This window comes from Diaphorobacter sp. LR2014-1, assembly GCF_002916785.1.
Classification (GTDB): Bacteria; Pseudomonadota; Gammaproteobacteria; order Burkholderiales; family Burkholderiaceae_C; genus Diaphorobacter; species Diaphorobacter nitroreducens.
The window spans coordinates 1-26,577 of the sequence record NZ_MTBE01000042.1; the positions used below are offsets into that span (position 1 = coordinate 1).

General features: G+C 64.1%; 24 protein-coding genes, 1 pseudogene and 1 other annotated feature. Of the genes and pseudogenes, 11 read left to right on the forward strand and 14 right to left on the reverse strand.

Annotated features, from left to right (window positions below):
- Nucleotides 1-2,492: Tn3-like element IS1071 family transposase (locus BV908_RS19380; RefSeq protein ID WP_103738568.1), on the forward strand; the 2,492-nt coding region annotated here is incomplete at its 5' end.
- A gap of 231 nt (nucleotides 2,493-2,723) precedes the next feature.
- On the opposite strand, the pseudogene BV908_RS19385 reads toward BV908_RS19380, so the two are convergent.
- The 3 genes and pseudogenes from BV908_RS19385 to BV908_RS19395 form a co-directional block, all read right to left on the reverse strand.
- Nucleotides 2,724-3,820: pseudogene (locus BV908_RS19385) on the reverse strand (IS3 family transposase); the annotation flags it as partial.
- Nucleotides 3,564-3,680 (reverse strand) — a sequence feature (AL1L pseudoknot). (Overlaps the previous pseudogene by 117 nt.)
- Nucleotides 3,821-3,853: 33 nt before the next feature.
- The gene (locus BV908_RS19390; protein ID WP_103738962.1) at nucleotides 3,854-6,820 is read right to left on the reverse strand and encodes a Tn3 family transposase; all 2,967 of its coding nucleotides are present in this window, start codon (nucleotides 6,818-6,820) and stop codon (nucleotides 3,854-3,856) included.
- A 2-nt stretch (nucleotides 6,821-6,822) separates the two neighbouring features.
- The gene (locus tag BV908_RS19395) at nucleotides 6,823-7,383 is read right to left on the reverse strand and encodes a recombinase family protein (protein WP_074921911.1); all 561 of its coding nucleotides are present in this window, start codon (nucleotides 7,381-7,383) and stop codon (nucleotides 6,823-6,825) included.
- 412 nt (nucleotides 7,384-7,795) lie between these two features.
- On the opposite strand from BV908_RS19395, the gene BV908_RS19400 reads away from it, so the two are divergent.
- The 3 genes from BV908_RS19400 to BV908_RS19410 are packed head-to-tail and all read left to right on the forward strand — an operon-like array spanning nucleotide 7,796 to nucleotide 10,504.
- Nucleotides 7,796-9,274 (forward strand): SulP family inorganic anion transporter, encoded by a 1,479-nt coding sequence (locus BV908_RS19400; RefSeq protein WP_029306730.1) that lies wholly within the window; start codon nucleotides 7,796-7,798, stop codon nucleotides 9,272-9,274.
- 14 nt (nucleotides 9,275-9,288) lie between these two features.
- Nucleotides 9,289-10,152, forward strand: a complete 864-nt coding sequence (locus BV908_RS19405) for a universal stress protein (protein WP_029306729.1) — start codon at nucleotides 9,289-9,291, stop codon at nucleotides 10,150-10,152.
- A gap of 16 nt (nucleotides 10,153-10,168) precedes the next feature.
- Entirely contained in the window at nucleotides 10,169-10,504 is a 336-nt protein-coding gene (locus BV908_RS19410) for a molecular chaperone DnaK (protein WP_011518936.1), read from the forward strand.
- 75 nt (nucleotides 10,505-10,579) lie between these two features.
- On the opposite strand, the gene BV908_RS19415 is transcribed toward BV908_RS19410, so the two are convergent.
- The 9 genes from BV908_RS19415 to BV908_RS19455 all read right to left on the reverse strand — a co-directional run bounded on the left by BV908_RS19415 (nucleotide 10,580) and on the right by BV908_RS19455 (nucleotide 17,926).
- Nucleotides 10,580-11,239: a molybdopterin cofactor-binding domain-containing protein gene (locus BV908_RS19415; protein WP_103738963.1), complete on the reverse strand. Its 660-nt coding sequence runs from the start codon at nucleotides 11,237-11,239 to the stop codon at nucleotides 10,580-10,582.
- Nucleotide 11,240: 1 nt separating this feature from the next.
- Nucleotides 11,241-11,699 carry a (2Fe-2S)-binding protein gene (locus tag BV908_RS19420; RefSeq protein WP_103738964.1) on the reverse strand — a complete coding sequence of 153 codons (459 nt, stop codon included), beginning with the start codon at nucleotides 11,697-11,699 and terminating at the stop codon, nucleotides 11,241-11,243.
- Nucleotides 11,700-11,836: 137 nt separating this feature from the next.
- Nucleotides 11,837-12,430: a hypothetical protein gene (locus tag BV908_RS19425; protein WP_103738965.1), complete on the reverse strand. Its 594-nt coding sequence runs from the start codon at nucleotides 12,428-12,430 to the stop codon at nucleotides 11,837-11,839.
- 53 nt (nucleotides 12,431-12,483) lie between these two features.
- Nucleotides 12,484-13,446 (reverse strand): tripartite tricarboxylate transporter substrate binding protein, encoded by a 963-nt coding sequence (locus tag BV908_RS19430; protein ID WP_103738966.1) that lies wholly within the window; start codon nucleotides 13,444-13,446, stop codon nucleotides 12,484-12,486.
- Between the two features lie 16 nt (nucleotides 13,447-13,462).
- Nucleotides 13,463-14,119: a tripartite tricarboxylate transporter substrate-binding protein gene (locus BV908_RS19435; protein WP_103738967.1), complete on the reverse strand. Its 657-nt coding sequence runs from the start codon at nucleotides 14,117-14,119 to the stop codon at nucleotides 13,463-13,465.
- 55 nt (nucleotides 14,120-14,174) lie between these two features.
- Entirely contained in the window at nucleotides 14,175-15,251 is a 1,077-nt protein-coding gene (locus tag BV908_RS19440) for a cyclase family protein (RefSeq protein WP_103738968.1), read from the reverse strand.
- A 5-nt stretch (nucleotides 15,252-15,256) separates the two neighbouring features.
- A complete protein-coding gene (locus BV908_RS19445; protein ID WP_103738969.1) occupies nucleotides 15,257-16,186 on the reverse strand; it encodes an NAD(P)-dependent oxidoreductase in 930 nt (309 codons plus the stop codon).
- Nucleotides 16,183-16,866, reverse strand: coding sequence for a methyltransferase (locus tag BV908_RS19450; protein WP_103738970.1), 684 nt, complete (start codon nucleotides 16,864-16,866; stop codon nucleotides 16,183-16,185). Before BV908_RS19450 ends, BV908_RS19445 begins: the two co-directional genes overlap by 4 nt.
- Nucleotides 16,867-16,960: 94 nt before the next feature.
- Nucleotides 16,961-17,926: a tripartite tricarboxylate transporter substrate binding protein gene (locus BV908_RS19455; RefSeq protein WP_103738971.1), complete on the reverse strand. Its 966-nt coding sequence runs from the start codon at nucleotides 17,924-17,926 to the stop codon at nucleotides 16,961-16,963.
- Nucleotides 17,927-18,022: 96 nt separating this feature from the next.
- Here BV908_RS19455 and BV908_RS19460 point away from each other — a divergent pair, with 96 nt between their 5' ends.
- Together BV908_RS19460 and BV908_RS19465 are read left to right on the forward strand one after the other, a co-directional pair.
- On the forward strand, nucleotides 18,023-18,922 hold the full coding sequence (locus BV908_RS19460) for a LysR substrate-binding domain-containing protein (protein WP_103738972.1): 900 nt from the start codon (nucleotides 18,023-18,025) through the stop codon (nucleotides 18,920-18,922).
- Nucleotides 18,923-19,122: 200 nt separating this feature from the next.
- Nucleotides 19,123-19,932, forward strand: a complete 810-nt coding sequence (locus BV908_RS19465; RefSeq protein ID WP_103738973.1) for an alpha/beta hydrolase family protein — start codon at nucleotides 19,123-19,125, stop codon at nucleotides 19,930-19,932.
- Nucleotides 19,933-20,032: 100 nt separating this feature from the next.
- Here the strand turns inward: BV908_RS19465 and BV908_RS19470 are convergent, their stop codons facing one another.
- Nucleotides 20,033-20,425: a VOC family protein gene (locus BV908_RS19470; protein ID WP_103738974.1), complete on the reverse strand. Its 393-nt coding sequence runs from the start codon at nucleotides 20,423-20,425 to the stop codon at nucleotides 20,033-20,035.
- A 405-nt stretch (nucleotides 20,426-20,830) separates the two neighbouring features.
- On the opposite strand from BV908_RS19470, the gene BV908_RS22530 reads away from it, so the two are divergent.
- Both BV908_RS22530 and BV908_RS19480 read left to right on the forward strand, forming a co-directional pair.
- On the forward strand, nucleotides 20,831-21,331 hold the full coding sequence (locus BV908_RS22530; protein WP_103738975.1) for a hypothetical protein: 501 nt from the start codon (nucleotides 20,831-20,833) through the stop codon (nucleotides 21,329-21,331).
- Nucleotides 21,332-21,697: 366 nt separating this feature from the next.
- Nucleotides 21,698-22,860, forward strand: a protein-coding gene (locus BV908_RS19480; protein WP_103738977.1) for an IS3 family transposase whose coding sequence is annotated in 2 segments (ribosomal slippage) — nucleotides 21,698-21,971 and nucleotides 21,971-22,860 — 1,164 coding nt in all. Because the reading frame shifts where the segments join, the coding sequence is not laid out codon by codon here.
- Nucleotides 22,861-23,753: 893 nt separating this feature from the next.
- Here BV908_RS19480 and BV908_RS19490 read toward each other — a convergent pair.
- Nucleotides 23,754-24,170, reverse strand: coding sequence for an IclR family transcriptional regulator C-terminal domain-containing protein (locus BV908_RS19490; RefSeq protein ID WP_281631035.1), 417 nt, complete (start codon nucleotides 24,168-24,170; stop codon nucleotides 23,754-23,756).
- A 66-nt stretch (nucleotides 24,171-24,236) separates the two neighbouring features.
- On the opposite strand from BV908_RS19490, the gene BV908_RS19495 reads away from it, so the two are divergent.
- The 3 genes from BV908_RS19495 to BV908_RS19505 all read left to right on the forward strand — a co-directional run bounded on the left by BV908_RS19495 (nucleotide 24,237) and on the right by BV908_RS19505 (nucleotide 26,538).
- The gene (locus BV908_RS19495) at nucleotides 24,237-24,575 is read left to right on the forward strand and encodes a transposase (protein WP_015912731.1); all 339 of its coding nucleotides are present in this window, start codon (nucleotides 24,237-24,239) and stop codon (nucleotides 24,573-24,575) included.
- Complete coding sequence (gene tnpB / locus BV908_RS19500) at nucleotides 24,572-24,904, forward strand: IS66 family insertion sequence element accessory protein TnpB (protein ID WP_015912732.1); 333 nt, start codon at nucleotides 24,572-24,574, stop codon at nucleotides 24,902-24,904. Before BV908_RS19495 ends, tnpB begins: the two co-directional genes overlap by 4 nt.
- An 80-nt stretch (nucleotides 24,905-24,984) precedes the next feature.
- On the forward strand, nucleotides 24,985-26,538 hold the full coding sequence (locus BV908_RS19505; RefSeq protein ID WP_015913892.1) for an IS66 family transposase: 1,554 nt from the start codon (nucleotides 24,985-24,987) through the stop codon (nucleotides 26,536-26,538).
- Nucleotides 26,539-26,577: the final 39 nt, after the last annotated feature.

The following is a 26,577-nucleotide window of genomic DNA, read 5'->3' on the forward strand; positions in this document are numbered from 1 at the left end:
TACTCGTGCGGGCGCGTCAATGGCTGTACAAGAACAAGCTGGTGATCGTGCACGAGCGGGCAATTCGGACACTGATTGCGGCGGCACTTGCCCAGCTTGAAGTTGAAACAGGCACCGCCATCGCCGCCAGCGTTGATCCAGCAACACTTGATCGCTGGCGAGCCTCAGTTTCAGAGCTGCGCCCAGATGGACAAACCCAGCAGAGTTGGCTATGGGCTGCACCGGCGAAACACTCAACCCGCCAAATCAGCGAGGTACTGGAGCGCATCGACCTGCTTTACACGCTGGACGTTCATAAGCACCTGGCAGACATCCCCGATCTCATCTTGCGCCGCTACGCGCGCCGACTTGTCTCCAGGCCGCCCTCAGCCGGAGCCAAGATCAAAGAGCCAGCGCGCACCGTGGAGGTCGCATGCTTTCTTCGGTATTGCCTGTTCACCACCACAGACCAGTTGATCCTTATGGTGCAGCGCCGGATCGCCGATCTGTGGCGTCAGGCTGCCGCCGATGTCCCCGCTACCGTCAATTGGGCCGCAATGTACAAAACGCTGCTCGGCGAACTTGTTGCCTTGAGCGCGCAAGGTGCGGTGCCAGATGCTGAGTTGCGTGCCCGTCTTGAAGCCTTGATCACCGAAACCCAGAAACGCAAACCACCGAGCAGGGCCTCCCTGGTCCGCGAGGGATTGATTGATGGAATTCGCCCCGTGCGGTCGTTGCTCGTCGCCATTGCAAAGCTGCCCTGGCAGGCCACCGGCGAGCATCCTGCCATCGAGTACCTTGCCAAGCTGCAAGCTTTATATCTCAAAGGATCCAGAAAGCTGCCAGTTGAAGTGGTGGCACCAAGTCTGGGAATGATCTGGCAGGTTTCGATCTCCAGCCCAGACCGGGAACGGGCGTTTCAGGCGTTGGAGGTGGCCACCCTGTTTGCCCTGCGCCGCGCGGTGCGCAATGGCTCGGTCTGGATTGAGCACAGCCTGAGCTTTCGGGGTCGTGCGCGCTTGTTCTTCACGGACGAGCGTTGGCAGGCAGAGTCCAAGAAACACTATGCCCGTCTATCGTTACCCAGCAAGGCTGCCACTTTCTTGAAGCCTTTGCTGGCCAGAGTAACTGCCGGTGTCGATGCGGTGGCCGCTGCAGCCCGCAGTGGCGTACTGCGCGTGGATGATGAACTCCATTTGTCGCCATTGCCCGCAGAGGACGAAGACCCAGAAGTGACCAAGCTGCGCGCGGCTTTGGATCACCGCATCGGTGAGGTTCAATTGCCGGAAGTGATTCTGGCCGTTGACGCCCAGGTGCGCTTTAGCTGGATCATGCTCGGACGTGAGCCGCGCTCTACCGACGAGCTGCTGATGGTCTATGCCGGCATCATGGCCCACGGCACCAGTCTGACTGCGGTCGAATGCGCGCGCATGATTCCGCAATTGTCTGCCACCAGCATTCGCCAGGCCATGCGCTGGGCGCGGGACGAACGGCGTCTGAGCCAGGCCTGCCAGGCTGTGCTGGAATTCATGCAGCGACACCCGATTGCCGCCACCTGGGGGCGGTCCGATTTGGCATCTTCTGACATGATGACCATGGAGACCACCAAACGGGTGTGGCAAGCCCGGCTTGATCCTCGGCGCAACACACCTTCCATTGGAATCTACTCCCATGTAAAAGACCGGTGGGGCATCTTCCATGCGCAGCCCTTTGTGCTCAATGAGCGCCAGGCGGGCGTGGCCATTGAAGGTGTCATCCGCCAAGAAAAGCTGGAGACCAGCCAGCTTGCTGTGGATACCCATGGCTACACCGACTTTGCCATGTCACATGCCCGTTTGCTTGGTTTTGATCTTTGCCCGCGGTTGAAGGAACTCAAACAGCGCCACCTCTTTGTGCCACGCGGCACCAAAGTGCCCGCAGAAATCGCTGCGGTGTGCGAAGCCAATGTCGACGTCGCTTTGATCGAAAAGCATTGGGATAGTCTGGTGCACCTGGCAGCCTCGGTCATGAGCGGACATGCCAGTGCGGTGGCAGCTCTTGCGCGGTTCGGTTCTGCCGCCCAGGGCGATCCAATCTATGAGGCTGGCGTGCAATTGGGGCGGTTGCTGCGTACGGCGTTTTTGGCTGACTACTTTGTCAAGGACGCTTTCAGGAACGAGTTGCGCCGGGTGCTCAATCGGGGCGAGGCTGTTAACGCCCTCAAGCGCGCCATTTATACCGGCCGGATCAGCCCGGCGCAGGCCAAACGTGTCGATGAAATGCAGGCTGTGGCCGATGCGTTGAGCCTGATGGCCAACATCGTGATGGCGTGGAATACCTCACAGATGCAGGCGGTCCTGGATCGCTGGTCGAACCGCCGCCAGGTCATTCCACCGGAACTGATCGGGAAGATTGCGCCCACCAGGCTGGAGAGCATCAACTTGCGGGGTGTGTTTCGCTTCCCGGTTGACCGCTATGCTGACCAAATCCTGCCTTCGCGGCCAAATGCATCGATAACTGGCACCAATGGATGAAACCGACCACGGTTTGACGCCACGAATCGCAGATTTGAAAGTGAACAGGAAAGTCAATGAAATCAACGATCTACCAACACCACCTCCGCGCCAGTGCTAGCTTTTCGTACCGTCACTTATTGCACTGAAAACGAGGAGACCCCATCGAGCAAGCGGTAGAGGGTCGGCCGGCTCAGGTCGACCCGCTTGAGCAGTTCTGAATCGCCCCGGGTTTCAAGGAGGCCGATTGGTTTAAGTTGACACCTCTGCAGAGGTGTCGCTGACGGCTAGTTGCCTCCAGTAGTTTGCCTCAGCTTCTGCCGCAGGGATGCCCCCAATCGGCGTGAGCAATCGGACATGGTTGAACCAGTGCACCCATTGCAGGGTGGCCAGTTCCACGGATTCCCTGGTCTTCCAGGGTCCCCGGCGGTGAATCAGCTCGGCCTTGTACAGACCGTTGATGGTCTCGGCCAGCGCGTTGTCGTAGCTGTCACCCCGGCTGCCCACCGAGGGCTGTATGCCCGCCTGGTCCAACCGTTCGGTGTAGCGGATGCTGACGTATTGACTGCCCCTGTCGGAATGGTGCGTCAAGGCATGGGCTGCTGGCTGGCGGGCATACAGCGCCTGCTCCAGCGCATCCAGCACGAAGTCCGTTTGCATGCTGCGGCTGACCCGCCAGCCCACGATGCGCCGGGCGTACACATCCACCACGAAGGCCACGTACAGCCAGCCCTGCCAGGTGGAGACGTAGGTGAAGTCCGATACCCACAGCTCGTTGGGACGGCTGGCCTTGAAGTGCCGGTTGACGTGGTCCAGCGGGCACGGCGCTGATGTGTCAGGCGTGGTGGTACGTACCGCCCTGCCACGGCGAGCCCCTTGCAAGCCCATGGCACGCATCAGTCGCTCCACAGTACAACGTGCCACCGGGATGCCCTCGCGGTTCATCTGCAGCCAGACCTTATCGGCCCCGTAGACCTGCCAGTTGGCATGCCACACGCGCTGGATGTCCGCCTTCAAGCACTCGTCACGCTGGGCGCGTTGACTGCGCAGTTGCGGGTTACGTTGCCGGGCTGCGTGGCGCCAGTAACACGATGGGGCCATCTGCAGCACCCGGCAGATGGGCTCGACCCCGTAGTCGTCACGGTGGCGGTCGATGTAGTTCTTCAAGACTTCAATCGGCGGTCGAGCTCCGCCTGCGCAAAAAACGCGCTGGCCGTCTTCAGGATGTCGTTGGCCCGGCGCAGCTCCTTGACCTCACGTTCCAGCTCCTTGATGCGCTGGGCTTCTGACGTGGTGGTACCGGCACGCTGGCCGCTGTCGACCTCGGCCTTCTTGACCCAATCGTTCAAGGGGTCGCCTCAGAAAACGGAAAATAAAGCACGCTAAGCCGGTTGCAGCGGTCGTAACGGCCTGAACTTGCCCGCACCGATCTTGGCGCTGCTGCGCCACAGGTAATCGCCGGTCAGGTTGATGTGTTCCCAGCCAAGCGGCGACAGGTACTGCAACAGCCCTTCATCGACAGCATGGCCGTTGCCACGCAGCGCCTGCGCCGCCCGTTCCAGATAGACCGTGTTCCACAGCACGACGGCCGCTGTCACCAGATTGAGGCCGCTGGCCCGGTAGCGCTGCTGCTCGAAGCTGCGGTCGCGGATTTCGCCCAGCCGGTTGAAGAACACTGCCCTGGCCAGCGCGTTGCGCGCTTCGCCCTTGTTCAGCCCGGCATGCACGCGGCGGCGCAGTTCCACGCTTTGCAGCCAGTCGAGGATGAACAGCGTGCGCTCGATGCGGCCCAGCTCGCGCAGGGCCACGGCCAGACCGTTCTGACGCGGGTAACTGCTGAGCTTCCTGAGCATCAGCGAGGCCGTCACCGTGCCCTGCTTGATTGAGGTGGCCAGCCGCAGGATTTCGTCCCAATGGGCGCGGACATGCTTGATGTTGAGCGTGCCGCCGATCATCGGCTTGAGCGCGTCATAGGCGGTTTCGCCCTTGGAAATGTAGAGCTTGGTGTCTCCCAAATCGCGGATGCGCGGCGCGAAGCGGAAGCCCAAGAGGTGCATCAGAGCAAAGACATGATCGGTGAAGCCCGCCGTGTCGGTGTAGTGTTCTTCGATGCGCAGGTCGGACTCGTGGTACAGCAGGCCATCGAGCACATAGGTGGAGTCGCGCACGCCGACATTTACCACCTTGGTGTGGAACGGCGCGTACTGGTCGGAGATGTGGGTGTAGAACGTCCGTCCTGGGCTGCTGCCATATTTCGGGTTGATGTGGCCGGTACTCTCGGCCTTGCTGCCGGTGCGGAAGTTCTGGCCGTCCGATGATGACGTGGTGCCGTCGCCCCAATGCTCGGCGAAGGGATGCCGGAATTGGGCGTTCACCAATTCAGCCAGCGCCGTCGAATAGGTTTCGTCGCGGGTATGCCAGGCTTGCAACCAGGCGAGCTTGGCGTAGGTCGTGCCGGGACAGGACTCAGCCATCTTCGTCAGGCCCAGGTTGATTGCGTCGGCCAGGATCGTCGTTAGCAGCAAGTTTTTGTCCTTGGCCAGATCGCCCGATTTCAGGTGCGTGAAGTGGCGGGTGAAGCCCGTCCACTCATCGACTTCGAGCAGCAATTCGGTGATCTTGACGTGTGGCACGATCATGGCCGTCTGGTCGATCAGCGCCTGCGCGGTGTCGGGCACCGCCGCATCCAGCGGCGTGATTTTCAAGCCGGACTCGGTGATGATGGCATCGGGCAGATCGTTGGCCGCCGCCATGCGGTTGACGGTGGCAAGCTGCGTTTCCAGTAGGGTCAGCCGGTCGTGCAGATATTGGTCGCAGTCGGTGACAACGGCCAGCGGCAATGTGCTGGACTGCTTGAGGCTGGTGAACTTATCGGGCGGCACCAGGTAGTCCTCGAAGTCCTTGAACTGGCGCGAACCCTGCACCCAAATGTCGCCCGAGCGAAGGGAGTTCTTGAGTTCCGACAGGGCGCACAGTTCGTAGTAGCGTCTGTCGATACCAGCGTCGGTCATCACCAGTTTCTGCCAGCGCGGCTTGATGAAGTCGGTCGGGGCATCGGTTGGCACCTTGCGGGCGTTGTCGGTGTTCATACCGCGCAGCACCTCGATGGCATCAAGCACACCCTTGGCGGCGGGCGCGGCCCGCAGCTTGAGCACGGCAAGGAATTCCGGCGCGTAGCGGCGCAAGGTGGCGTAACTCTCGCCGATGCGATGCAGGAAGTCGAAGTCATCGGGCTGCGCGAGCTTTTGCGCCTCGGTGACGCTCTCGGCGAAAGCGTCCCAGGACATGACGGCCTCAATGGCCGCGAACGGGTCGCGGCCTGACTGTTTGGCGTCGATCAGCGCCTGACCGATGCGCCCGTACAGTCGCACCTTGGCGTTGATGGCTTTACCAGAAGCCTGGAACTGCTGCTGATGCTTGTTCTTGGCGGCGTTGAACAGCTTCCCCAGGATGCGGTCGTGCAAGTCGATGATTTCGTCGGTGACGGTGGCCATGCCTTCGATGGCCAGCGCCACGAGGGTGGCGTAGCGCCGCCGCGGCTCGAACTTGGCCAGGTCGGCGGGCGTCATCTGGCCGCCCTCGCGGGCGATTTTGAGCAGCCGGTTCTGGTGAACCAGCCGCTCGATGCCAGAAGGCAGGTCGAGGGCCTGCCAGGCTTTGAGGCGCTCAATGTGTTCGAGCATGTGGCGGGAGTTCGGTTTGACAGGCGACTGACGCAGCCAGGCCAGCCAGGTCATCTTGCCGTTGTCGCGGCGTTTCAGCAGATCGTCGAGGCGATGCCGGTGTCCGTTCGACAGCGGCTCGGACAGGGCTTCATAGATGCGTCGGTTGGCGCGAGTGATGGCCTCAGCACTGGCGCGCTCGATGGCGTTGAGCGCGGGCAGGATGATCGACTGCCGCCGCAGTTGCTCAATCAAGGCGCTGGCCAGCACGATGCCTTTGTCGGTCTGCATGGCCAGCTCGGTCAGCGTGTGGACGGCCTGTCGGTAATGGCTCATGGTGAACGGCTGGAAGCCGAACACCGTTTGCAGTTCGACCAGGTGCTCGCGCCGGGTCTGTTCCCGCTGCCCGTATTCGTCCCAGCTTTCGATGCCGACCTTGAGTTGGTTGGCGACAAGTTTCAGTAAGGGCGGGAACGGCGGCTGATCGACGCCAAGGATGATGCCGGGAAAGCGCAGGTAGCAAAGCTGCACGGCGAAGCCCAGCCGGTTGGCAGGCCCGCGCCGCTGCCGGATGATGGCAAGGTCGGTATCGCTGAATGTGTAATGTCGAATCAGATCGTCCTTGGTGTCCGGCAACGCCAGCATGCTTTCCCGCTCGGCGGCGGACAGTATGGAACGACGAGGCATGGCTATTGATCCAATCTCAAGTATTGATACAGGGTCTCCCGGCTGACACCGAATTCACGTGCCAGCTTCGCTTTTTGCTCGCCGGCTGCGGCCCGCTTCCGCAGTTCGGCGACCTGTTCGGGCGACAGTGCTTTCTTACGGCCCCGGTAGGCTCCGCGCTGCTTGGCGAGCGCGATGCCTTCGCGCTGCCGCTCGCGGATCAAGGCGCGCTCGAATTCGGCGAACGCCCCCATGACAGACAGCATCAGGTTCGCCATCGGCGAATCCTCGCCGGTGAAGGTCAGACTCTCCTTGACGAACTCGATGCGCACGCCGCGTTTGGTCAGCTTTTGCACAAGGCGGCGCAAATCATCGAGGTTGCGCGCCAGCCGATCCATGCTGTGCACCACCACGGTGTCGCCTTCGCGCACGAAGGCCAGCAGCGAATCGAGTTCAGGCCGCTGGGTGTCCTTGCCCGACGCCTTGTCGGTGAACACCCTGCCGACTTCGACATGCTCCAGTTGCCGTTCCGGGTTCTGGTCGAAGCTGCTGACCCGGACATAGCCGATGCGTTGACCCTGCAAGGTGCCTCCAAATGCGAAAATGTCAGGAAGAAATCTATGACCTTTCGCCGCAGGTGTCAAGAAACAAAAAAGTTAACTCTATTCTGACGCTGCTGGGTGGTTTCTCCTGACATCAGGATAGGGTATAGCTCAGACTGACATTATTATTGCTGCGCCGCCGCAAAGAAGGTAAAATACCCCTTCCAAAAAATCAGCAAGCCAACTATCGGAGTTCCTACCCGTGTAAGCCTCTTTCTCGCTGCGAGCCAGCTTCAACCACTCACCACGCTCGCACGAGGCTGCACGTCCGATTCACTGCGTCTTGCTGGCCCCGGATCACTCGGGGTTCGTTCTCTATTCCGCTGGCCGGGAAGACGCGCTTGCGCTCGCCCCAACTGCCACCACTGGCTGGCAACCACAACGGAATAGAAGAATGATGAAATCCTTACGCCAGGACTGGCTTTCCAATGTCCGAAACGACCTACTAGCGGGCATCGTCGTCGCGCTGGCACTGATCCCCGAGGCGATTGCCTTCTCGATCATTGCGGGCGTCGATCCCAAGGTCGGCCTTTACGCCTCATTCAGCATTGCCGCAATCATTGCCTTTGCCGGTGGTCGCCCTGGCATGGTGTCTGGGGCCACAGGTGCAATGGCGCTGCTGATGGTGACCTTGGTCAAAGACCACGGCCTGCAATATCTGCTGGCTGCCACCGTGCTGACCGGCGTGCTGCAAATTCTCGCGGGCTGGCTCAAGCTCGGCGCATTGATGCGCTTTGTCTCTCGCTCGGTCATCACGGGCTTTGTCAACGCGCTGGCCATCCTGATCTTCATGGCTCAGTTGCCCGAGCTGACCAACGTGACGTGGCATGTCTATGCCATGACGGCGGCAGGTCTGGGCATCATCTACGGCTTCCCCTACATCACAAAGGCGGTGCCGTCGCCGCTGGTCGCCATCGTCGTACTGACTGCCGTAGCGATCTTCCTCGGTCTCGACATTCGCACCGTGGGCGACATGGGCAAGCTGCCCGACAGCCTGCCGGTGTTCCTGCTGCCTGATGTGCCGTTGAACCTCGAAACGCTCAAGATCATCTTCCCTGTCTCGGCCACCTTGGCAGTCGTCGGCCTGCTGGAATCCATGATGACGGCTTCCATCGTCGATGATCTGACCGACTCCAACAGCAACAAGAACCGTGAATGCGTGGGCCAGGGTGTCGCCAATATCGCCTCCGGCTTCCTCGGTGGCATGGCCGGTTGCGCCATGATTGGCCAGTCGGTCATTAACGTGAAATCCGGCGGCCGTGGCCGACTCTCCACGCTGGCCGCTGGCGTGTTCCTGCTGCTGATGGTGGTGTTCATCGGTGACTGGGTGGCCCGCATTCCGATGGCCGCACTGGTCGCGGTGATGATCATGGTGTCCATCGGCACCTTCAACTGGGCCTCGATCCGCAATCTGCGCGAGCACCCCAAAAGCTCCAGCGTGGTGATGCTGGCCACCGTGGTGGTGACGGTCGGCACCCACGACTTGGCCAAGGGCGTGCTGGTCGGCGTGTTGTTGTCAGGCTTTTTCTTCGCGCACAAGGTGGGCCAGATTCTGCGCGTCACCTCTCGCACTGAGGACGAAGGCCGCGTGCGCACCTACACCATCACCGGCCAGGTGTTCTTCGCCTCGTCGGAACGCTTCATCAATGCCTTCGACTACAAGGAGGTCATCGAGAAGGTGCGCATTGACGTGAGCCGTGCCCACTTCTGGGACATCACCGCTGTCAGTGCCTTGGACAAGGTGGTCATCAAGTTCCGCCGTGAAGCCACCGAGGTCGAAGTCATCGGCTTGAACGAGGCTAGCGCCACGCTAGTGGACAAGTTCGCCGTGCATGACAAAGACGGTGCCGACGACATGCTGATGGGCCACTGAGAGGAAACAGGATCATGAAGAACGAAAACAAAGTGCTGGCCTGCGTGGATCAATCCCACTTCGCCGAATACGTGGCTGACTACGCCGCATGGGCCGCTCGCCGCATGGACGCGCCGCTGGAGTTCCTACACGTCATCGACCGCCACCCCGAGCAGGGATCAGGCGAAGATCACAGCGGGGCCATCGGCATCGACGCCCAAGAAAACCTGCTGACCAAGCTCTCCGCAGAAGACGAGGCCCGCACCAAGAATGCTCGTGAACAAGGCCGCATCTTCCTGAACCGCCTGCGCGAACGGGCCACCGCTGCCGGTGCCGCGCTGGTCGATGTTCGCCAGCGTCATGGTGAGCTGGAAGCCACGCTGGCCGAACAGGAAGACGGCGTGCGCCTGCTGGTACTCGGACGCCGTGGCGAAGCCGCAGAAACGACACAGCGCGACTTGGGCCGCAATGTGGAACAGGTAGTGCGGTCCCTGCACAAACCGATCCTGACCGTGACCGAAGGCTTCAAAGAGCCGCAGCGCGTGATGATCGCCTTCGACGGTAGTACCGTGACCCGGCGTGGCGTCGAAATGGTCGCAGGCAGCCCGCTGTTCCGTGGCTTGCCAATCACCCTGCTGATGTCGGGAAAGGAAAGCCAGGACGCACCCAAGCAGCTTGATTGGGCCAAGACCACCTTGGAGGCCTCTGGCTTCAATGTGACCGCCTCGCTGATCCCCGGCGATGCGGAAAACATCATCGCCAAGACGGTCAAGGAGCAGTCCATCGACATGCTCATCATGGGCGCATTCGGTCACTCGCCGCTGCGCACTTTGATGTTCGGCAGCAAGACCGCTGACCTGCTGCGTTCCTCGACCGTCCCCACGCTTCTACTGCGATAGCGAAGGAGTCGCCTCAATGGACATGGAACAGTTCCGCGCTCGACTGCTGATCGAGCAAAGGGAAACCGTTGAGGCAATCCAGCAGGCTCAACAGTCCGCCGCGCCGGTCGAGCTGGATCAATCCTGTGTCGGTAGGGTGTCGCGTATCGACGCCCTCCAACAGCAGGCTCTCGCCCAAGGATTGCGGGAGCGGCTGACCATTCGCAAGCGCAAGGTCGAAGCTGCGCTGGCCCGCCTCGACTCTGGCACCTATGGGCTGTGCTGCGCCTGTCACAGTGATTTGGAGCCGGAACTGTTGAACGCCGATCCTGCTGTTGTGTTCTGCCAGGAATGCGCGACAGCGCGTCAATGACAAAGCCGTATTGATGCCCAACGGCGGAGCCGTTTTGCCTTAACGTGCTTTATTTTCCGTTTTCTGAGGCGACCCCTACTTCGCCTGGCCGTTGGTCTTGGCGCGCACGTCCTTGCGGCCGATGTCGCTGCGGCCGACGAGGCGGAAATTCTCGGGTTTGGTCAGCTGCTCGGGAGTCACCTTCGGCAGCTCCGCCGGCATCTTGGCGAACGTGGCGATCTCGCCGTAGCTCATGCGACGGCCCGACCTGGCGTGCACCACCTTGCCGGGCTCGGTGGCCAGCTCGCCCACCGGCACGCCCCATTTCTCGGCGGCGGCCTGCAGCAGCACCAGGCGCGCCTGCGCGCCGGCCACGCGCAGCGGCATGAAGTAGCCCGGAACGGCGATGCTCGCCAGCGAGGCCTGCCCGCCATTGAGGAGCGGGTGGGGGTTGCCATAGACCTTCGGGTTCGGCGGCGCGAACTCGGTCCGGACCTTGGACCAGTCGGCGTCGAGTTCCTCGGCCACCAGCAGGGGCAGGGCGGTCATCGTGCCCTGGCCCATCTCGGCCACGGGGGCGATGATCGTGACGGTGTCGTCGGGGTGGATGGTGACGAAGGCGTTGGGCTGCAGCTTGCCGCCGGCGGCCGGCTGCGCCTCGGCGGACCCGCTGAAGCCGACGCCCAGGACGGCCGAGAAGGTCAGGCCTCCGGCAGCACCCAGGAAGCCGCGGCGCGTGGTTTGCAAGGATTCCATGTCAGGCCTCCTTGGCGGCGCGCTCGATCGCCTTGACGATGCGCTGGTAGGTGCCGCAGCGGCAGATGTTGCCGTCCATGTGGCGCACGATCTGCTCGCGCGAAGGCGCCTTGTTCCTGGCCAGCAGGGTGGCGGCCTGCATGATCTGGCCGGACTGGCAGTAGCCGCACTGGGGCACCTGCTCGGCGACCCAGGCCTTCTGCAGCGGGTGCGAACCTTCGGGGGACAGGCCCTCGATGGTGGTGATCTTCTTGCCGGTGACGGCGGCCACGGGCGTCACGCAGGAACGCACGGCCTCGCCGTCCACGTGCACCGTGCAGGCGCCGCACTGGGCGATGCCGCAGCCGAACTTCGTGCCGGTAAGTTGAAGGTGCTCACGGATCACCCACAGCAGGGGGGTGGCGGGATCGACGTCCACCACGGCGGTCTTGCCGTTGACGTTCACGGAATGGTTGCTCATCAGTTCTCCTCGGAGGCGTGATGGTATCGGCGCGCCGCACGCTTTCCGGGAAACACCTATGAGGGTTTACGCTGAGTTGCGGGGGGGATTAATGCGAGATCGGAAGATGGGGCCGCTGTCGGTGTCGCCTGCCGTCGTCAGGCCACCAGCCCGAGATACTCCTGGCGCGTCTGGGGCAACACGGCCCCCACGAGTTGCTCGTACGACGTGCGATGGGTGGCCAGCATCCGGGCCGACGCCACGGACTTCGACCGGCAATACCAGTGGCAGGTGTGCTGCATCAGGAGCATCTCGGCCAGGATGGCGAAGGCGCGGTCCTTCGGGGGGGCGTCCTGCTCTTCGACGGCACGGCAGATGCCGCGGGCGTGCATCTGCAGCGCCTCGCGCATGTCGAAGGACCTGTCGAACGCAGGCGAGCGGGGCAGCCAGATCGGGAACTTGCTCACGCGCGTGGCTGCAGGCTCGACGCCCGCAAAGTCCTCCGCGAGCTTGCGGACCTGCCGGCACAGGACTTCCTCGGTCCCGCGCAGCACGCGCCAGACCTGCTCGCTGCGGGCGGGGTCCGCTTCGCCCAGGGCGCGCGAGTAGCCCTGCGAGAGCGTCTCGATGTTCTTTTCGATGTCGTGGCCGGACAGGTAGCGGGCCAGGATGGCGATGCGCCGTTGCTGCTGCCGGGCCCTGACGATCCACAAGGCGGCCAGCGCCAGGGGCAGGAGAAGAAGGAAATCCACTGGACTATGGTACACAGGCCATCCCCGGGATGGCCTGGCCGTTCATGGTCGCCTTACTGCTTCTCGAAGGCCGTGTTCGCCGCCACCTTGCCCCAGTAGGCGGTGCGCTCGCGCAGGTTGCGGGCAAAGGCCGCGGCGTCCCACAGGCCCGGCTCGGCACCGATGCTCTCCGAGTAGGCGCGCATGTCGGCACTGGCCATCGCGGTGGCGATCTCCTGCTGCAGCCGGGCGGTCACGTCCGCGGGGGTGCCCTTCGGCGCCCACAGCCCGGTGAAGTTCACCACGCCGTAGCCCTTGAGGCCGGCTTCGGCGAAGGTGGGCACCTGGGGCAGGGCGGGGAGACGCCGCTCGCCGCTGATGGCGAGCAGCCTGGCCGTGCCGCCCTTCACCTGGCCGATGATGCCGGGCGTGGACGCGATCTGGAAATCGATCGTTCCCGACAACAGCGCCTGCGTGGCTTCGCCGGCGCCCTTGAACGGGATGTGCATGAAACGCGCGCCCGTCGCGATGCCCAGGGCCTCGCTGGCGAAGTGCGGCATGGTGCCGGCGCCGCCGGTGCCGTAGTTGAGCTTGCCGGGCTCGGCACGGGCGGCCTTCAGCAGGTCGTCCAGCGACTTCCATGCCGAATCGTTGCGCACGGCCAAGGCCATGGGCGCGAAGACGAACGCGCCGACGGGCAGCAGGTCCTTGTCGTGGTCGAAGGGCAGCTTGCGGAAGATGTGCGGCAGCAGGGCGTAGGTGGTGTCGTTGGCCACCAGCGTGTAGCCGTCGGGCGCGGACTGGACCACGCTGGCGATGCCGATGGTGCCGGTCGCGCCGGCCTTGTTCTCCACGAAGAAGGTCTGGCCGGTCTGCTCCTGCAGCCGGGCGGCCATCTTGCGGGTCACGACGTCCACCGCGCCGCCCGGCGGGTAGGGCACGACGATGCGGACCGGCTTGGCCGGCCAGGTCTGGGAATGGGCGGAGGCGGCCGCGGCCAGCAGTGCGACTGCAGCGAGGGTGCGCAAGGTGTTCATGGGTGAGCTCCAGGGTTCAGTCGATCTTGATCTGCGCGGTCTTCGTCACCGCGGCCCACTTGGCCGTTTCGGCGCGCACGAAGTCGCCCAGCTCCTTGGCGCCGCCCGCGGCGGGCAGCGCCCCCAGCGCGGCGAGGCGTTCGCGCATGGCGGGCGACGCCAGGATCTCGCGCATCTCGGCGTCCATCCGCTTCACGACCTCGGCCGGCGTGCCCGCCGGTGCGAAGACGGCGTTCCACTCGTAGGCGCTGAAGCCCTTCAGGCCGAGCTCGGCGAGGGTGGGCACGTCCGGCATCGATTCGATGCGCCGGTCGAAGGCGGTGGCGAGCACTTTCAGGCGTCCGCCCTTCACCAGCGGGCCCGAGGCGGTCACCGCGCTGAACATCAGGTCCACCGTGCCGCCGGCCAGGTCCGTCAGCGCGGGGGCGCCGCCCTTGTACGGGATGTGCACGATCGAGATGCCGTGGCCCTGCTTGAACAGTTCGGCCGTGAGGTGCGCGGCCCCGCCGTTGCCCGCCGACGCATAGGAGAGCTTGCCGGGGTTTGCCTTGGCATGCTTCACGAGGTCGCCCACGTTCTTGAATGCGGAGTTGGCGGGCACCCAGGCCGCTTGCGCGCCCAGCGCCAGCGTCGCCGCGGCCGCGGTCAGGAGGGTCTTGAAAACGTTCTTCATGCTGTCTCCGATGTTCGAGAAAGCGAAGGCCGCTGCCAGCGGCGCTTCGCGGGGGTCAGACGGTGGCCACGGGCGTAGCCGGCGATCCCACGGCGCCCGGCAGGCGCAGGGGCGGCGCGGTGAGCAGGAAGCGCGAGCGCCGGTTGGCGCGCAGCCAGCCGGCCAGCTCGGTGAGGTACCAGAGCTCGCCCAGGTGGATGCCGTTCTTGAACAGGCAGTGCTCGTGCAGCGGCAGGCGCGGCTGGCGCAGGCGGCTGCCGCCCGCCGTCGGCAACGTCAGCTTGGGCACCACCAGTTCCACCGCGGGGTTGTCGGCCAGCAGGCAGGCCAGGCGCACGTCGACGATCCAATTGAGCAGCTTGTCGTCCCAGCCGTCGAGTCCGGTGCCGGTCTCGTGCAGCCGCGCGACGTCGGGCTGGCGGTTCATGGCGAGCAGCGTGTCGGCAAAGCCGGTGTGGATGCACACCATGTCGCCCGCTTCGACCTCGACGCCGTCGTCTTCCAGGATCCGCATCAGCGTGTCGTAGCCCACGGCCTGCCGGCTGCGCCCGAGATGGTGCTCCAGGTCGATCATCACGGCGCGGCCCTGCACGCCGTGGGCGGCCAGGTGTTCGATGCCCAGGGCGTCGGCCTGCGGTCCGGGGTAACGCGCGAAGGGCAGCGGTGCCTGCGTGTCGGGGGCGCCAGCGCGGATCTCCTGGCCTGCGCGGAACCCGTTGTAGAACACCGCCTCGGCCACGCCGTCCCCGTCCGCGTCGAACAGGCTGCCCATGTGCGCGAGGCTGTCCCACTGCGTGGAATACTGCAGGCTCATGAGCACCACGTCGTCGTTGACGACGTCCGTCAGGTCGGCGTCTTCGGAGGCGTAGGGCCAGCAGAAGCCCTGCTGCCCGGCGCTCTTGCCATCGCGGAGCACCGCAAAGCGCTGCGGCGGCTGGCGCCGTGGGTTCATGGTGTTGCCACCGGGCACGTCGAGCGGCAGCGACAGGCAGAACGTGCGGCCTTCGCGCACCTCCGCGATGCCCTGCAGCACCTTGGCCGGCGTCACGAGGTTCATGCGGCCGCGCTGGTCGTCGGGGCCGAACTCGCCCCAGTTCGACCGCGCGGGAGCCTGCTTCCAGCGTTGCGCCATGACCGTCAGGCGTGGAGCACGGCCAGCGCGTTTTCCGCGGCAGCCACACCCATCTTCACGTACGCATCCGCCGTGACGCCGCCGATGTGCGGGCTCAGCAGGATGCGTTCCTCGCCCTGGAACGGATGCCCGGCGACCATCGGCTCGACCGCGAAGCTGTCCAGGCCGGCGGCGAAGACCTGCCCGGAGCGCACGGCCTCCAGCAAGGCGGGTTCGTCGATCAGGCCGCCCCGCGCGGTATTCACCACGATCACTCCCGGCTTGCAGCGGGCCAGCGTTTGCGCATTCAGCAGGCCGCGGTTCTCTTGCGTGAGCGGGCAGTGCAGGGAGATCGCGTCGGAGGATTTCCACAGGGTCTCGAGGTCGACCAGCTCGACGCCTTCCGGGGCCTCCTTCGCGTAGGGGTCGAAGGCGATGACGCGCATGTCCAGGCCGCGGGCCATCCGGGCAAAACGCGCGCCGATCGCACCGACGCCCACCAGGCCGACGGTGCGGCCGGCGAGTTCGACGCTCTTGTGCGTCGCCTTGTCCCAGAAGCTGGCGTGCATGCGGGCGTTCATCCGGACCACGGACTTCGCGCAGGCCAGCAGCAGCGCCATCGCCTGTTCGGCGACTGCCGCGGCGTTGGCGCCGACGGCGGCCCGGACCTCGATGCTGCGCGCCTTGGCGGCCACCTTGTCGATGGTGTCGGTGCCGCTGCCGTGCTTGGAGATCACGCGCAGCGCCGGCGCGGCGTCCATCGCCGGCGCTCCGACCTTGCCGTAGCGAACGATGATCGCCTGCGGGTTGTGCTGCCTGCACAGCCCGGCGATGTCGTCCTCGGTGGGCGTCTTGCCCGCATAGACGATCGCATAGTCGCGCAGCAGCGCGAGGGCCTGCGGCGCCAGGTCGGCGGCCGTCACCAGGATGGCGGGTTTGGACGGTACGGTGCTCACAGCCGCTCTCCTTCCCTCAGGACACCCGCTGCGCGCAGGGCGGCGTCCAGCCACTTGGCGGCGGTGTCGCCCTGCTGGATGGCGGCGATGCGCTCGGCCTCGTCCTTCACCTTCTTGGCGGCCTGCGGCAGGAGCGATTCGATCTTGGCGCGCTCCACGACGACGACACCATCCGCGTCGCCGAGGATGAAATCGCCGGCATGCACCGTCACGCCGCCCACGGTGACGGGGTGGCCGATGCGGCCCGGCACCAGCTTGGTCGGCCCGTTCGGGTTGGTGCCCACGCTGAACACCGGGAAGCCGAGCTCCTCGGTTTCCAGCGAGTCGCGCACCGCGCCGTCCACCACCACGCCGGCGAGGCCGAGCTGCTTGCAGGCGGTGAACATGATCGTGCCCATCAGCGCGGAGGTCTGGTCGCCCTTGCCGTCGACGACCAGGACGTCGCCCGGCTTGGCCAGCGACATGGCGGCATGGATCATCAGGTTGTCGCCGGGGCGGACTTCCACCGTGAGGGCCGTGCCCGCGAACTTCATGTCGGGCCGCAGCGCGCGGATGCGCCCGTGCAGCGCGCCGCGCCGGCCGGCCACGTCGGCCAGGATGGCGGCCTGGTACTGGGCCGCTTGCTGCACGATGTTCGACGGGACGCGGTCGAACTGGCGGATGATGTCTGGCGAGGTCATGTCGGTTCCTTGGGGTGAAAGCCGCCCGCGGCAGGCCACGGCGTGGCCCGCACGAGCGCGCGAGAGTCGTGGGGCAGGAGCGCCCCCGGGGGGCTCAGTCCAGCTTGGCGCCGGATTCCTTCACGACCTTGCCCCAGCGGGCCAGGTCGTCGCGCACGAGCTTGCCGAACTGCTCGGGCGTGCTGCCGGCGACGTCGGCGCCCTGGTCACCCAGCTTCTTCTTCAGCTCGGGCGACTGCAGGGCCTTGTTGATCTCGGCGTTCAGCCGCGCCGCGATGTCCTTCGGCAGGTTGGCCGGCGCCAGCAGCCCGAACCAGGTGACCGCCTCGAACCCCTTGTAGCCGGATTCCGCCACGGTGGGCACCTGCGCCAGGTCGTCGACGCGCGCCGCGGACGTGACCGCCAGGGCCCGCATCTTGCCGCTCTTGATGTGTCCGATCAGGGTGGGGATCGAAGACACGTACACCTGGACCTGCCCGCCGATCACGTCGTTGATCCCCTGCGTCGCGCCCTTGTAGGGGATGTGCGTCATCTTCAGGCCGGCTTCCTTCTGGAACATTTCCGTGGCCAGGTGGGCGACGGTGCCGTTGCCGGACGTGGCGAAGTTGATCGTGCCCGGCTTCGCCTTGGCCGCGGCGACCAGTTCGCCCAGCGTCTTGTACGGCGAGTCGGCCGCCACCACGAGGGCGAGCGGCGCGCTGGCGACCATGGAGATCGGCGTCAGGTCCTTGATCGGGTCGTAGGGCAGCTTCGCGTAGAGGCTGGGATTGATGGCCAGGTTGCTCGTCTGGCCGAGCACGAGGCTGTAGCCGTCGGCGGGCGACTTGACGACGTTGTCGATGCCGATGTTGCCGCCGGAGCCGGGCTTGTTGTCCACGATGAAGGACCACCTGGTCGCTTCCGTGATCTTCTGCGTCAGCTCGCGGGCGACGATGTCGGTGCCGCCTCCCGCCGGGAAGGGCACCACGACACGGATGGGCTTGGCGGGCCAGGCTTGCGCGAAGGAAGAGCTGCAAGCGGCGGCGGCGGCGAGCGCGAGCAGGAAGCGGCGGGTTTGCATGGGGCTTGTCTCCAGGTGTTGTGCGTGCAGTATCGGCAGCCGCGAACGCCAGGTCCAATCGATAATTCCTTCGAATTCATCAACGGGACTTTTGCGATGGACCTGCGAGACCTGCGCTATTTCGAGGCGATCGCGTCGCTGCAGCACGTGGGACGGGCCGCCGAGGTTCTGCATCGAAGCCAGCCCGCCTTGACCAGCAGCATCCGCCGGCTCGAAGAGGCTTGCGGCGCGCCGCTGTTCGAGCGCGCGGGCCGCGGCATCCGCCTGACCGCGGCGGGCCAGGTGCTCCTGCGGTGGGCCCAGCAGCTTCGCTTCGACCTGGAGGATGCGAGGCGCGAGATCGACGCCATGGGCCGCGGCCTGGCCGGGCACATCCGCATCGGCATCGTGCCCACGGCCGCACAGTTCCTGCTGCCCGCGGCGGCCCGCCAGTTGCTGCAGGAGGGGCCGGACGTGACCATGCGGACGGTCGTCGGGCTCGTCGAGACGCTCAAGCCACTGCTGCACCAGGGCGAGCTCGACATGGTGGTCGGCACCGAAACGCACGCGCAACCGGGGATCGTGTCGAGAGTGGTGGCGGAAGACGCCATCGTGGTGGCGGCAAGCGCCACCCACGAACTGTTCCAGGGCAAACCCACGCTCAAGGACCTGACGCGCTACCGCTGGGCGTTGCAGCCGCCGGGCGCCCCCACCCGCGACTGGCTGGACCGCACCTTCGACCGGCGCCGCCTTCCGCGTCCTCGCGTCCAGGTGGAGAGCACGATGCTCATCATGCTGCCGACGCTCATCGCGCAGACGGGGCTCCTCAGCTTCATTTCACGGCATCACCTGCTCGCGCGGGCGGGCCATTCCGAACTGAAGGAGATCCCGTTGAAGGAGACCACGATGGTCCGGCGTCTCGTCGTGACCTATCGCGACAAGGGCTTCCTCCCGCCGGCGGCCGAGCGCCTCATCGAGCTGCTGGCGCGGGAACAGCGGGGCAGGGGGGGCGAGTGAATCCGCTGCGCATGCTTCATAGCGAAGACGGTGTTTCGATAGACGCGCATTGATGCAGTTCCTGGTGCGACTTTCGTTCCTTCGCCTTGACACGCGAGCGGGTAGACACTAACATCCGGCGGCCGCGAGTCCCGCGGCACTCCGCGCGTCCTCGAGGGCATGTGGAGACGATCTGGAGCCCCAAGTCCCTGGAAAGAAGAATGACAACAACCACAGTACCGCGCCGCGCGTTTCTCGCGGCGATCCCCTTTGTAGCCGGTTCGCTGGCTGCTTGCGCTGCATCGTCACCCCGGAATGCGGAAAAGAAGGCTGGCACCTTCCTTCTGGTTCACGGCGCCTGGCACGGAAGCTGGTGCTACCAGCAAGTTGCGCAACTTCTGCGAGAGCAAGGCCACCGGGTGTTCACCGTCACGCTGAGCGGGCTCGCCGAGAGGTCCAACCTCGTCTCGCCAGACATCGACCTGAGCACCCACGTTCAGGACGTCGTGAATGCGGTGGAGTGGGAGGAGCTGAACGACTTCGTGCTTGTCGGCCACTCGTATGGGGGGATGGTGATCACCGCTGCAGCAGAGCAGATCTGGAGAAAAGTCAGCGCGATCGTCTACCTGGATGCCTTCATCCCTCAGAGCGGGCAGGCCCTGGCGGAGCTGAATGGCGATGGCGCGCGGGCGGCGATGGAGCAGCGAGCCTTGGCGACCGGTGGATATCTCCCACCGATTCCGGCCAAGGTGTTCGCTATCGAGGAGAGGAACCAGGCCAGGGTTGATGCGAAATGCACGAAGCAGCCTGCCAAGACATTCCTCGAGCGCGTGCCTGTGGCGAGCGCATATGCGAGGATTCCGAAGAAGATGTACTTGCGCGCTGCCCGGTTCAAGCATCCGGGGTTCGACAGGATCATGGCGACATTGCAAACCAACCCGGCATGGGCAGTGCAAAGCTGGGACGTTGGCCACCGCATGATGCTCGATGTCCCCGAGAGGACTGCCCGCTATCTGATGGAGGCTTTGTAGTCGAGGATCTCGCGCGCCCTCGCCGACTTCCGCGTCCTGCTGCACGATCAGCGCGGCACACGCACCGGGCCCGCCCCAGCGAGTGCCGCGCAGGCCGGGCTCAGGCTGGCCGGTAGACGGCGCAGAGCTTGTTGCCGTCCGGATCGCGCACGTAGGCCATGTGCATCGCGCCTGGTTTGCTGTCGCGTGGACCAGGCGCGCCCTCGATCGACGTCCCGCCATGCGCGACGGCCGCGTCGTGGAAGGCCCGCAACTGCTCGGCCGATTGGCACTTGAAGCCGATCGTGCCGCCGTTGGCATGTGTTGCCGGCTGGCCGTCGATCGGCTCGCTGACGCCAAAGGTGCTGCCGTCGTGGCGGTAGAACAGGCGTGTCTGCCCGGTCGCGTTGACGTTGCGCGCTGCCTCCGCCGCGCCGAGGGCGCCGAGCACGGCGTCGTAGAAGCGCTTGGCCCGCTCGATGTCGTTGGTGCCGACCATCACGTGGTTCAACATGTCTCGCTCTTTCCTTGATGGGGTTCTCATGGCCTGCGGTATGCCGGCGCGCGCAGTCTACGCGACATCTTCGAATCGCCCGTGGTGAGCCTGCGTCGGCTCACGCGCGACTGCTTTCGGCCAATAGCGGCCATTCCAAGATTCGCAGACACTCATGGAACCATCTGGCTATAAGGACTCGGTGTGAGGACGGAAACAGTGGACGAGCGACGAAGAAAGTGGAAATCCATCCGGAAGAATGGAGAAGCATGGACTGCGGTGTGGCGGAATTACATCCTTTGTCACTGCGGTGGAATCCGGACGGTCAGTGGCCAATGCAGCGCTTGCGGAGGCCCTCCATACGACCTTACCCCTCTGGTCCATAGGACACCCAGCGGGGAAGAGTTCACCGTCGGTCCTGCGTTCATGGGAGCGGAGGGGCGATACGAGGACTACGAGCTTCTCTCGCTCATCGAACAAGAGTGGAAGCGCCCGCCGCCGATCCAGGCTAGTCACTTCGCCTCGGGCATGTCCGCGCGTGCCGCCGTTGTGGTTCTGTACTGGACCTACTTCGAAACGAGGATGGCACGTCTAGTGCAGCGTGGGATGGCTGATCTTCCCGACCTTTACCGCAAACGGATCAATGATCGTTCGCAGAACATTACGACCTACATGCACGACACCTACAAGCAGGTGTACGGCGTCACGTACTACGACGATTTGTCGAGCGTGGGATCTGAGCACATTGCCGGACACCTAGCGCAGGTCCAGGACTCACGAAACAGGTTCATCCATGGCGAGCCGCGCGCCGTATCCGATCGGGTGGTAGAGCGCGTCGTCTCTCGACTGTATGAGGAGCACGAAGCGTGGATAGACGTTTTCAACCTACGCTTGCGGGAACGCCGTTTACCTCTGAGACAGCGCTGAGGCGAGACGCGATCAGTCCTCGGGCGGACACACTCCCACTCCCCTCAAAATCGCTTCGGGCCATGGCCGTTGACGAGGGCGGCTATTGTCGGAAACAGACCTGTCTCAGCGATAGATCACAATGCATGCGTGGATCAGGCATACCTTCAGCTCGGTGGGGTGTTACTCGGCGGCTTGATTGCCTTGGCAGGGGGTGTTTTGGCCCACCGTTTTGCGAGCAATCGCGAGGCAAGGAACCGGAATATCGATGGACTCCGAGAGGTTGCTAGGGAGCTGGAGAGGCGCGTGCGGCTCTCCCTTGACTGTCATGGTCCAATCTGAATGGACACCTCGATCGGGTTTTTTACCGACGAGAACAAGACGAGCATGACAGAAAAGAGATCCCGGCGAGCCTTCGATGCGGCCTTCAAGCTGCAGGTGGTTCGCATGATTCGAGAGCAGGGCCTGAGCGTGGGGCAGGTCTGCCGAGACATGAACCTGGTGGAGAGCGCCGTACGGCGCTGGGTGGAGCAGTTTGACGAGGAAAGCGCCGGCAGGCCCGGTGCAGGCAAGCCCCTGACGCCGGAGCAGCAGCGCATTCGCCAGCTTGAAGCCGAGAATCGCCAGCTGAAGTCGGACAACGAAATCCTAAAAAAAGCGTCGGCCTTCTTCGCCCGGGAACTGAAGTGATTCACCAGCTGATCACCCAGTGGACGGGGAAGGCCCCGATCAAGCAGTTGTGCCGGGTGCTGGAGGTCAGCCGCTCGGGCTTCTACAGCGCTCGCCAGAGGGCCTCCCGTGCGGTTGCGACGTGCACCGACAGCGTCCATCTGAAAGCGGCCTTCGAGGCCAGCGGCGGCAGCTACGGCAGCCGACGTCTGAGCGCTGCGCTTCAGAAGCAGGGGCTGGACATCGGACGTCATCGGTGTCGCACGCTGATGAAGGCGAACCAGCTGCGGCCGAAATGGAAGCGCAAGTTCGTCCACACCACGAACAGCCGACACGGCCTGCCGGTGGTTGCCAACGTGCTGGAACGGCGCTTCACGCCTGCGGCCCCAAACGTCGCCTGGGTGAGCGACATCACCTACGTGCGAACGCGCAGCGGCTGGTTGTACCTTGCTGCCGTCCTGGACCTGTACTCGCGCAAGATCGTGGGCTGGGCGATGGCCCCGAGCATGCCGGCACAGCTTGTTTGCGACGCGCTGAGGATGGCCATTGCCACCCGCAGGCCCGCGCCGGGGTTGATCGTGCACTCCGACCAAGGCAGCCAATATGCGAGTGCCGAGCACTCGCAGCTGCTGCACGACCATCGACTGACAGCGAGCATGAGCCGCAAAGGCAACTGCTGGGACAACGCCGTGATGGAACGCTTCTTCTTGAACCTGAAGATGGAGCGGGTATGGCAGCGCGACTACGCCAACCACGCCGAGGCGAAATGGGACATCGCTGACTACATCGTGAGCTTCTACAACTCCGTCCGGCTGCATTCCAGTCTGGGCTACTGCGCTCCGGCCGAATACGAAGACCGCGAACTACTGACCCTCAACTGAAGGGACCCGAGCAGCATCACATTCCGCCGATCGACGTGTCCGAAAAGACTTGACCACGACAGTCCCACCCCACCCTGCAAATCCATGCCATGGCATGCAGCACATTTACTCGCGTACAGGGCCTGTGCCCGTTTGGACTCAACAGCCGATAGCGGTGTCGATTCCGCATCCTTCCCGGCGCGATGACGTCCTGCATGAGCATGGCTGCTGGTAATCGCGTAAATAGCGCTCAGCACGGCTATAGCGATCACCGACGACGCGACGAATCGTGGCGCTTTCATGGTCATTGCTCAAGGTTGCGGCTGCAGTCGGCGAAACAGGGGTTGGTCATTGATGAATCCAACCTTCTCTGCGGCATGACAGGCCATGCAAGCTCCTTTCGCCCGGGCGATTCACAGAGCTCGGCCAGCTGGTGCAAAGCCACCATGGTCTACTACCTGGACAAAGTAATACAAGTCATTGAGGTCGCGCATGGAGGGAGACGAATCAAGAAAGCACGAAAAGACATGCCACATGTGAGGACTCGGCATTGTGGCACCGCAAGGACGACATCACTGTATTTTCAGTAGCACAAAGCTTTGGAGTCCGAGGTTTATTTAACTGGTTTTGCATCAGCCGCAGGGCATCGGCAACAGGCCTAAATCCGCCAAACGATCTCTTGGGCCACTCTTCGTTGTATTCTCTGCGCCCAGCTTCAACGATTACCCTGGCATGCACCAGACTGGTGAACCAATATTCGTTCAAGCACTCATCCCTAATGCGACTGCTCATAGCCAGGTGCAGCTTCTTAGTCAAGCTTAATGGGCAACTCATTCCACGGCCCAATCCGTTCTGACCTGAGTTCACCTGTTTAGAAAGGCGGGCGACGATCTGCCGTCGCCAGTAGCTCTGGATTACGTCCTTTGTGGATATAGCTTTTTCTCCAGTTCATTGCGAGCGCGCTTCAGCGGCATCAAGAAAGTCTCTTGGAACTCCCTCATGCTGAGCCTCTCAGCCCTAACTGCAATACTCATGGCGGCAATTGTGTTGCCTTGAGGGTCGCGCACTGGCGCTGCCATGGAACGCACACCCAGCTCCAACTCTCCATCACTGCATGACCATCCGGATTGTCGGCAAGTTTCAAGCAGGCCCAGCAACTTCTCCAAGTCAGTCACTGTCTGATGGGTCAGAGCCACCCGCTCAATCATCTCCAGCCTTGCACGCGCCTCCTGCTGGGGGAGTCCTGACAACAACATCCGACCAATCGCAGAACAGTACACCGGCAATCTAGATCCTATTCCTAGGCCCGTGCTCAGTAAGCGCACGGTCATCCCACCCTTGAGGGCGGCGGCGTAAGCGGCAACGATGGTGTCCACCAAACCAGATAGGTGGACACCATGACCGAAGCCCAGAACAAGACCCGTCGGCGCCACAGCGCCGAGCTCAAGCAGCAGATCCTGGCCGAGTGCGCCCAGCCCGGTGCATCGGTGGCCAGCGTGGCGCTCTCGCACGGCATCAACGCCAACGTCGTGCACAAATGGCGCCGACTGGCCCATGCCCCCAGCACAGATATGCAAGTTCCCACCTTCGTGCCGGTGACGCTGCCTGCGCCCAGCTGTGCGCCGGCCCCAGACATCCGCATCGAGTTGCGCCGTGGCGCTACCAGCATCTCGCTGACCTGGCCGGTCTGCGCGGCCGAGCACTGCGCGGCCTGGATGCGGGACCTGCTCAAGTGATCCGCATCGACGCCCTGTGGCTGGCTACCGAGCCGCTGGACATGCGTGCCGGCACAGACACCGCGCTGGCCCGTGTGGTGGCCGTCTTCGGTGCTGCGCGTCCGCATCACGCCTACCTGTTTGCCAACCGGAGAGCCAGCCGCATGAAGGTGTTGGTGCACGACGGCATTGGGGTGTGGCTGGCGGCGCGGCGCCTGAACAGCGGCAAGTTCGTCTGGCCGCGTGACGGTGCGTTGACCACCACGCTCAGCCGCTCGCAGTTCGACGCTCTGGTGCTCGGGTTGCCTTGGCAGCGCCTGGGCGATGGTGGCCTCATCACCGTGCTCTGAATCTGATCGCTGACATGCGGCCTGCCAATCGGTGCATGTGCCAATGGCGTGGCGTTACCGGCGCTGGCACAGTCATGCCCATGGTCGTAGAGCCGCAATCCCTGGATAGTCTGAGTCCCGAGCAATTGCGCTCGGCGCTGCTGTCCATGCTGCAAGCCGCTGCTGCCAAGGACCAGGAGCTTGCCTTCAAGCAGACCCTCATCGACAAGCTCACGCACGAGAACGCGCTCTTGAAGCGCATGAAGTTCGCCGCCCAATCAGAGCGCTTCAGCCCTGAGCAGAAGAGCCTGCTCGACGACGAGATCGAAGCGGACCTGGCGGCCGTGGCCAGCGAGATCGACGCGCTGGCGCAGACGCAAGCACCGGCCACCCCCGAGAAGAGACAGGCCAAGCGGATGCCCTTGCCGGCGCACCTGCCACGCCGCGAGATCCGCCACGAACCCACGTCCACCACGTGCGCGTGTGGCTGCCAGATGAAACGCGTGGGCGAGGACGTGGCCGAGAAGCTGGACTATGTGCCCGGCGTCTTCAGTGTCGAGCGCCACATCCGCGGCAAGTGGGCCTGCGCCCGGTGCGAGACCATTCAACAAGCGCCGGTCGAGGCGCACGTCATCGACAAAGGTATCCCCACCACCGGCCTGCTGGCCCAGGTGCTGGTGGGCAAGTACGCCGATCACCTGCCGCTGTACCGGCAGGAGGCGATCTTCGGCCGCGCTGGCCTGGCCATCCCTCGCTCGACCCTGGCGCAGTGGGTGGGCACCTGCGGGGTGCGGCTGCAGCCGCTGGTCGATGCCCTGAAGACCGAGATCCTCAGCCACCGGGTGCTACACGCCGATGAGACGCCGGTGGCCATGCTCAAGCCCGGCGATGGCAAGACGCACCGCGCCTACCTCTGGGCCTATGCGCCGGGGGCCTTCGAGAGCATCAAGGCTGTGGTCTACGACTTCTGCGAATCCCGCTCGGGCGAACACGCCCGGCGCTTCCTGGGCCACGGCACCGACAAGGCCTGGAAGGGCTGCCTGACCTGCGACGACTTCAGCGGCTACAAGGCCTTGATCGCCAGCGGCGTGACCGAGGTGGGCTGTCTGGCCCATGCCCGGCGCAAGTTCTTCGACCTGCACGCGGCCAACCAGAGCCAGATCGCCGAGTTCGCCCTGCAGCAGTTCGCCCGGGTCTATGAGATCGAGCGGGACGTCAAAGAGCTGGACACCGAGCAACGGCAAGCCGTTCGGCAGCAGCAGACCCGGCCGATCCTGGACGCTCTTAACGAGTGGATGACGCTGCAACGGCGCCAGGTGCCCGACGGATCAGCAACCGCCAAGGCGCTGGACTACAGCCTGCGGCGCTGGGATGCGCTGACCCGATTCGTGGATGACGGACAACTGCCGGTCGACAACAACTGGATCGAGAACCAGATCCGGCCCATTGCCATCGGTCGTAACAACTGGCTGTTTGCCGGCAGCCTGCGTGCGGGCCAGCGAGCGGCCGCCGTCATGAGCCTGATCCAGTCGGCCCGTATGAACGGGCACGACCCGTATGCCTACCTCAAGGACGTGCTCACGCGACTGCCCACGCACAAGGCCAGCCGCATCGTCGAGCTCCTGCCACACCGCTGGAAACCCGCCGACGCCTGATCACCGGCCTCGGTAGGCCTGGGTTTGCCGGACGCTTAC

Coding starts and splice junctions, on each gene's coding strand:
- BV908_RS19405 (WP_029306729.1), top strand. CDS start 9,289: ATGAAGAACGAAAACAAAGTGCTGGCCTGCGTGGATCAATCCCACTTC.
- BV908_RS19455 (WP_103738971.1), bottom strand. CDS start 17,926: ATGCAAACCCGCCGCTTCCTGCTCGCGCTCGCCGCCGCCGCCGCTTGC.
- BV908_RS22530 (WP_103738975.1), top strand. CDS start 20,831: ATGGGAGCGGAGGGGCGATACGAGGACTACGAGCTTCTCTCGCTCATC.
- BV908_RS19435 (WP_103738967.1), bottom strand. CDS start 14,119: ATGAAGAACGTTTTCAAGACCCTCCTGACCGCGGCCGCGGCGACGCTG.
- BV908_RS19470 (WP_103738974.1), bottom strand. CDS start 20,425: ATGTTGAACCACGTGATGGTCGGCACCAACGACATCGAGCGGGCCAAG.
- BV908_RS19390 (WP_103738962.1), bottom strand. CDS start 6,820: ATGCCTCGTCGTTCCATACTGTCCGCCGCCGAGCGGGAAAGCATGCTG.
- BV908_RS19430 (WP_103738966.1), bottom strand. CDS start 13,446: ATGAACACCTTGCGCACCCTCGCTGCAGTCGCACTGCTGGCCGCGGCC.
- BV908_RS19420 (WP_103738964.1), bottom strand. CDS start 11,699: ATGAGCAACCATTCCGTGAACGTCAACGGCAAGACCGCCGTGGTGGAC.
- BV908_RS19495 (WP_015912731.1), top strand. CDS start 24,237: ATGACCGAAGCCCAGAACAAGACCCGTCGGCGCCACAGCGCCGAGCTC.
- BV908_RS19440 (WP_103738968.1), bottom strand. CDS start 15,251: ATGGCGCAACGCTGGAAGCAGGCTCCCGCGCGGTCGAACTGGGGCGAG.
- BV908_RS19400 (WP_029306730.1), top strand. CDS start 7,796: ATGATGAAATCCTTACGCCAGGACTGGCTTTCCAATGTCCGAAACGAC.
- BV908_RS19465 (WP_103738973.1), top strand. CDS start 19,123: ATGACAACAACCACAGTACCGCGCCGCGCGTTTCTCGCGGCGATCCCC.
- BV908_RS19415 (WP_103738963.1), bottom strand. CDS start 11,239: ATGGAATCCTTGCAAACCACGCGCCGCGGCTTCCTGGGTGCTGCCGGA.
- BV908_RS19460 (WP_103738972.1), top strand. CDS start 18,023: ATGGACCTGCGAGACCTGCGCTATTTCGAGGCGATCGCGTCGCTGCAG.
- BV908_RS19410 (WP_011518936.1), top strand. CDS start 10,169: ATGGACATGGAACAGTTCCGCGCTCGACTGCTGATCGAGCAAAGGGAA.
- BV908_RS19505 (WP_015913892.1), top strand. CDS start 24,985: ATGGTCGTAGAGCCGCAATCCCTGGATAGTCTGAGTCCCGAGCAATTG.
- BV908_RS19490 (WP_281631035.1), bottom strand. CDS start 24,170: ATGACCGTGCGCTTACTGAGCACGGGCCTAGGAATAGGATCTAGATTG.
- BV908_RS19450 (WP_103738970.1), bottom strand. CDS start 16,866: ATGACCTCGCCAGACATCATCCGCCAGTTCGACCGCGTCCCGTCGAAC.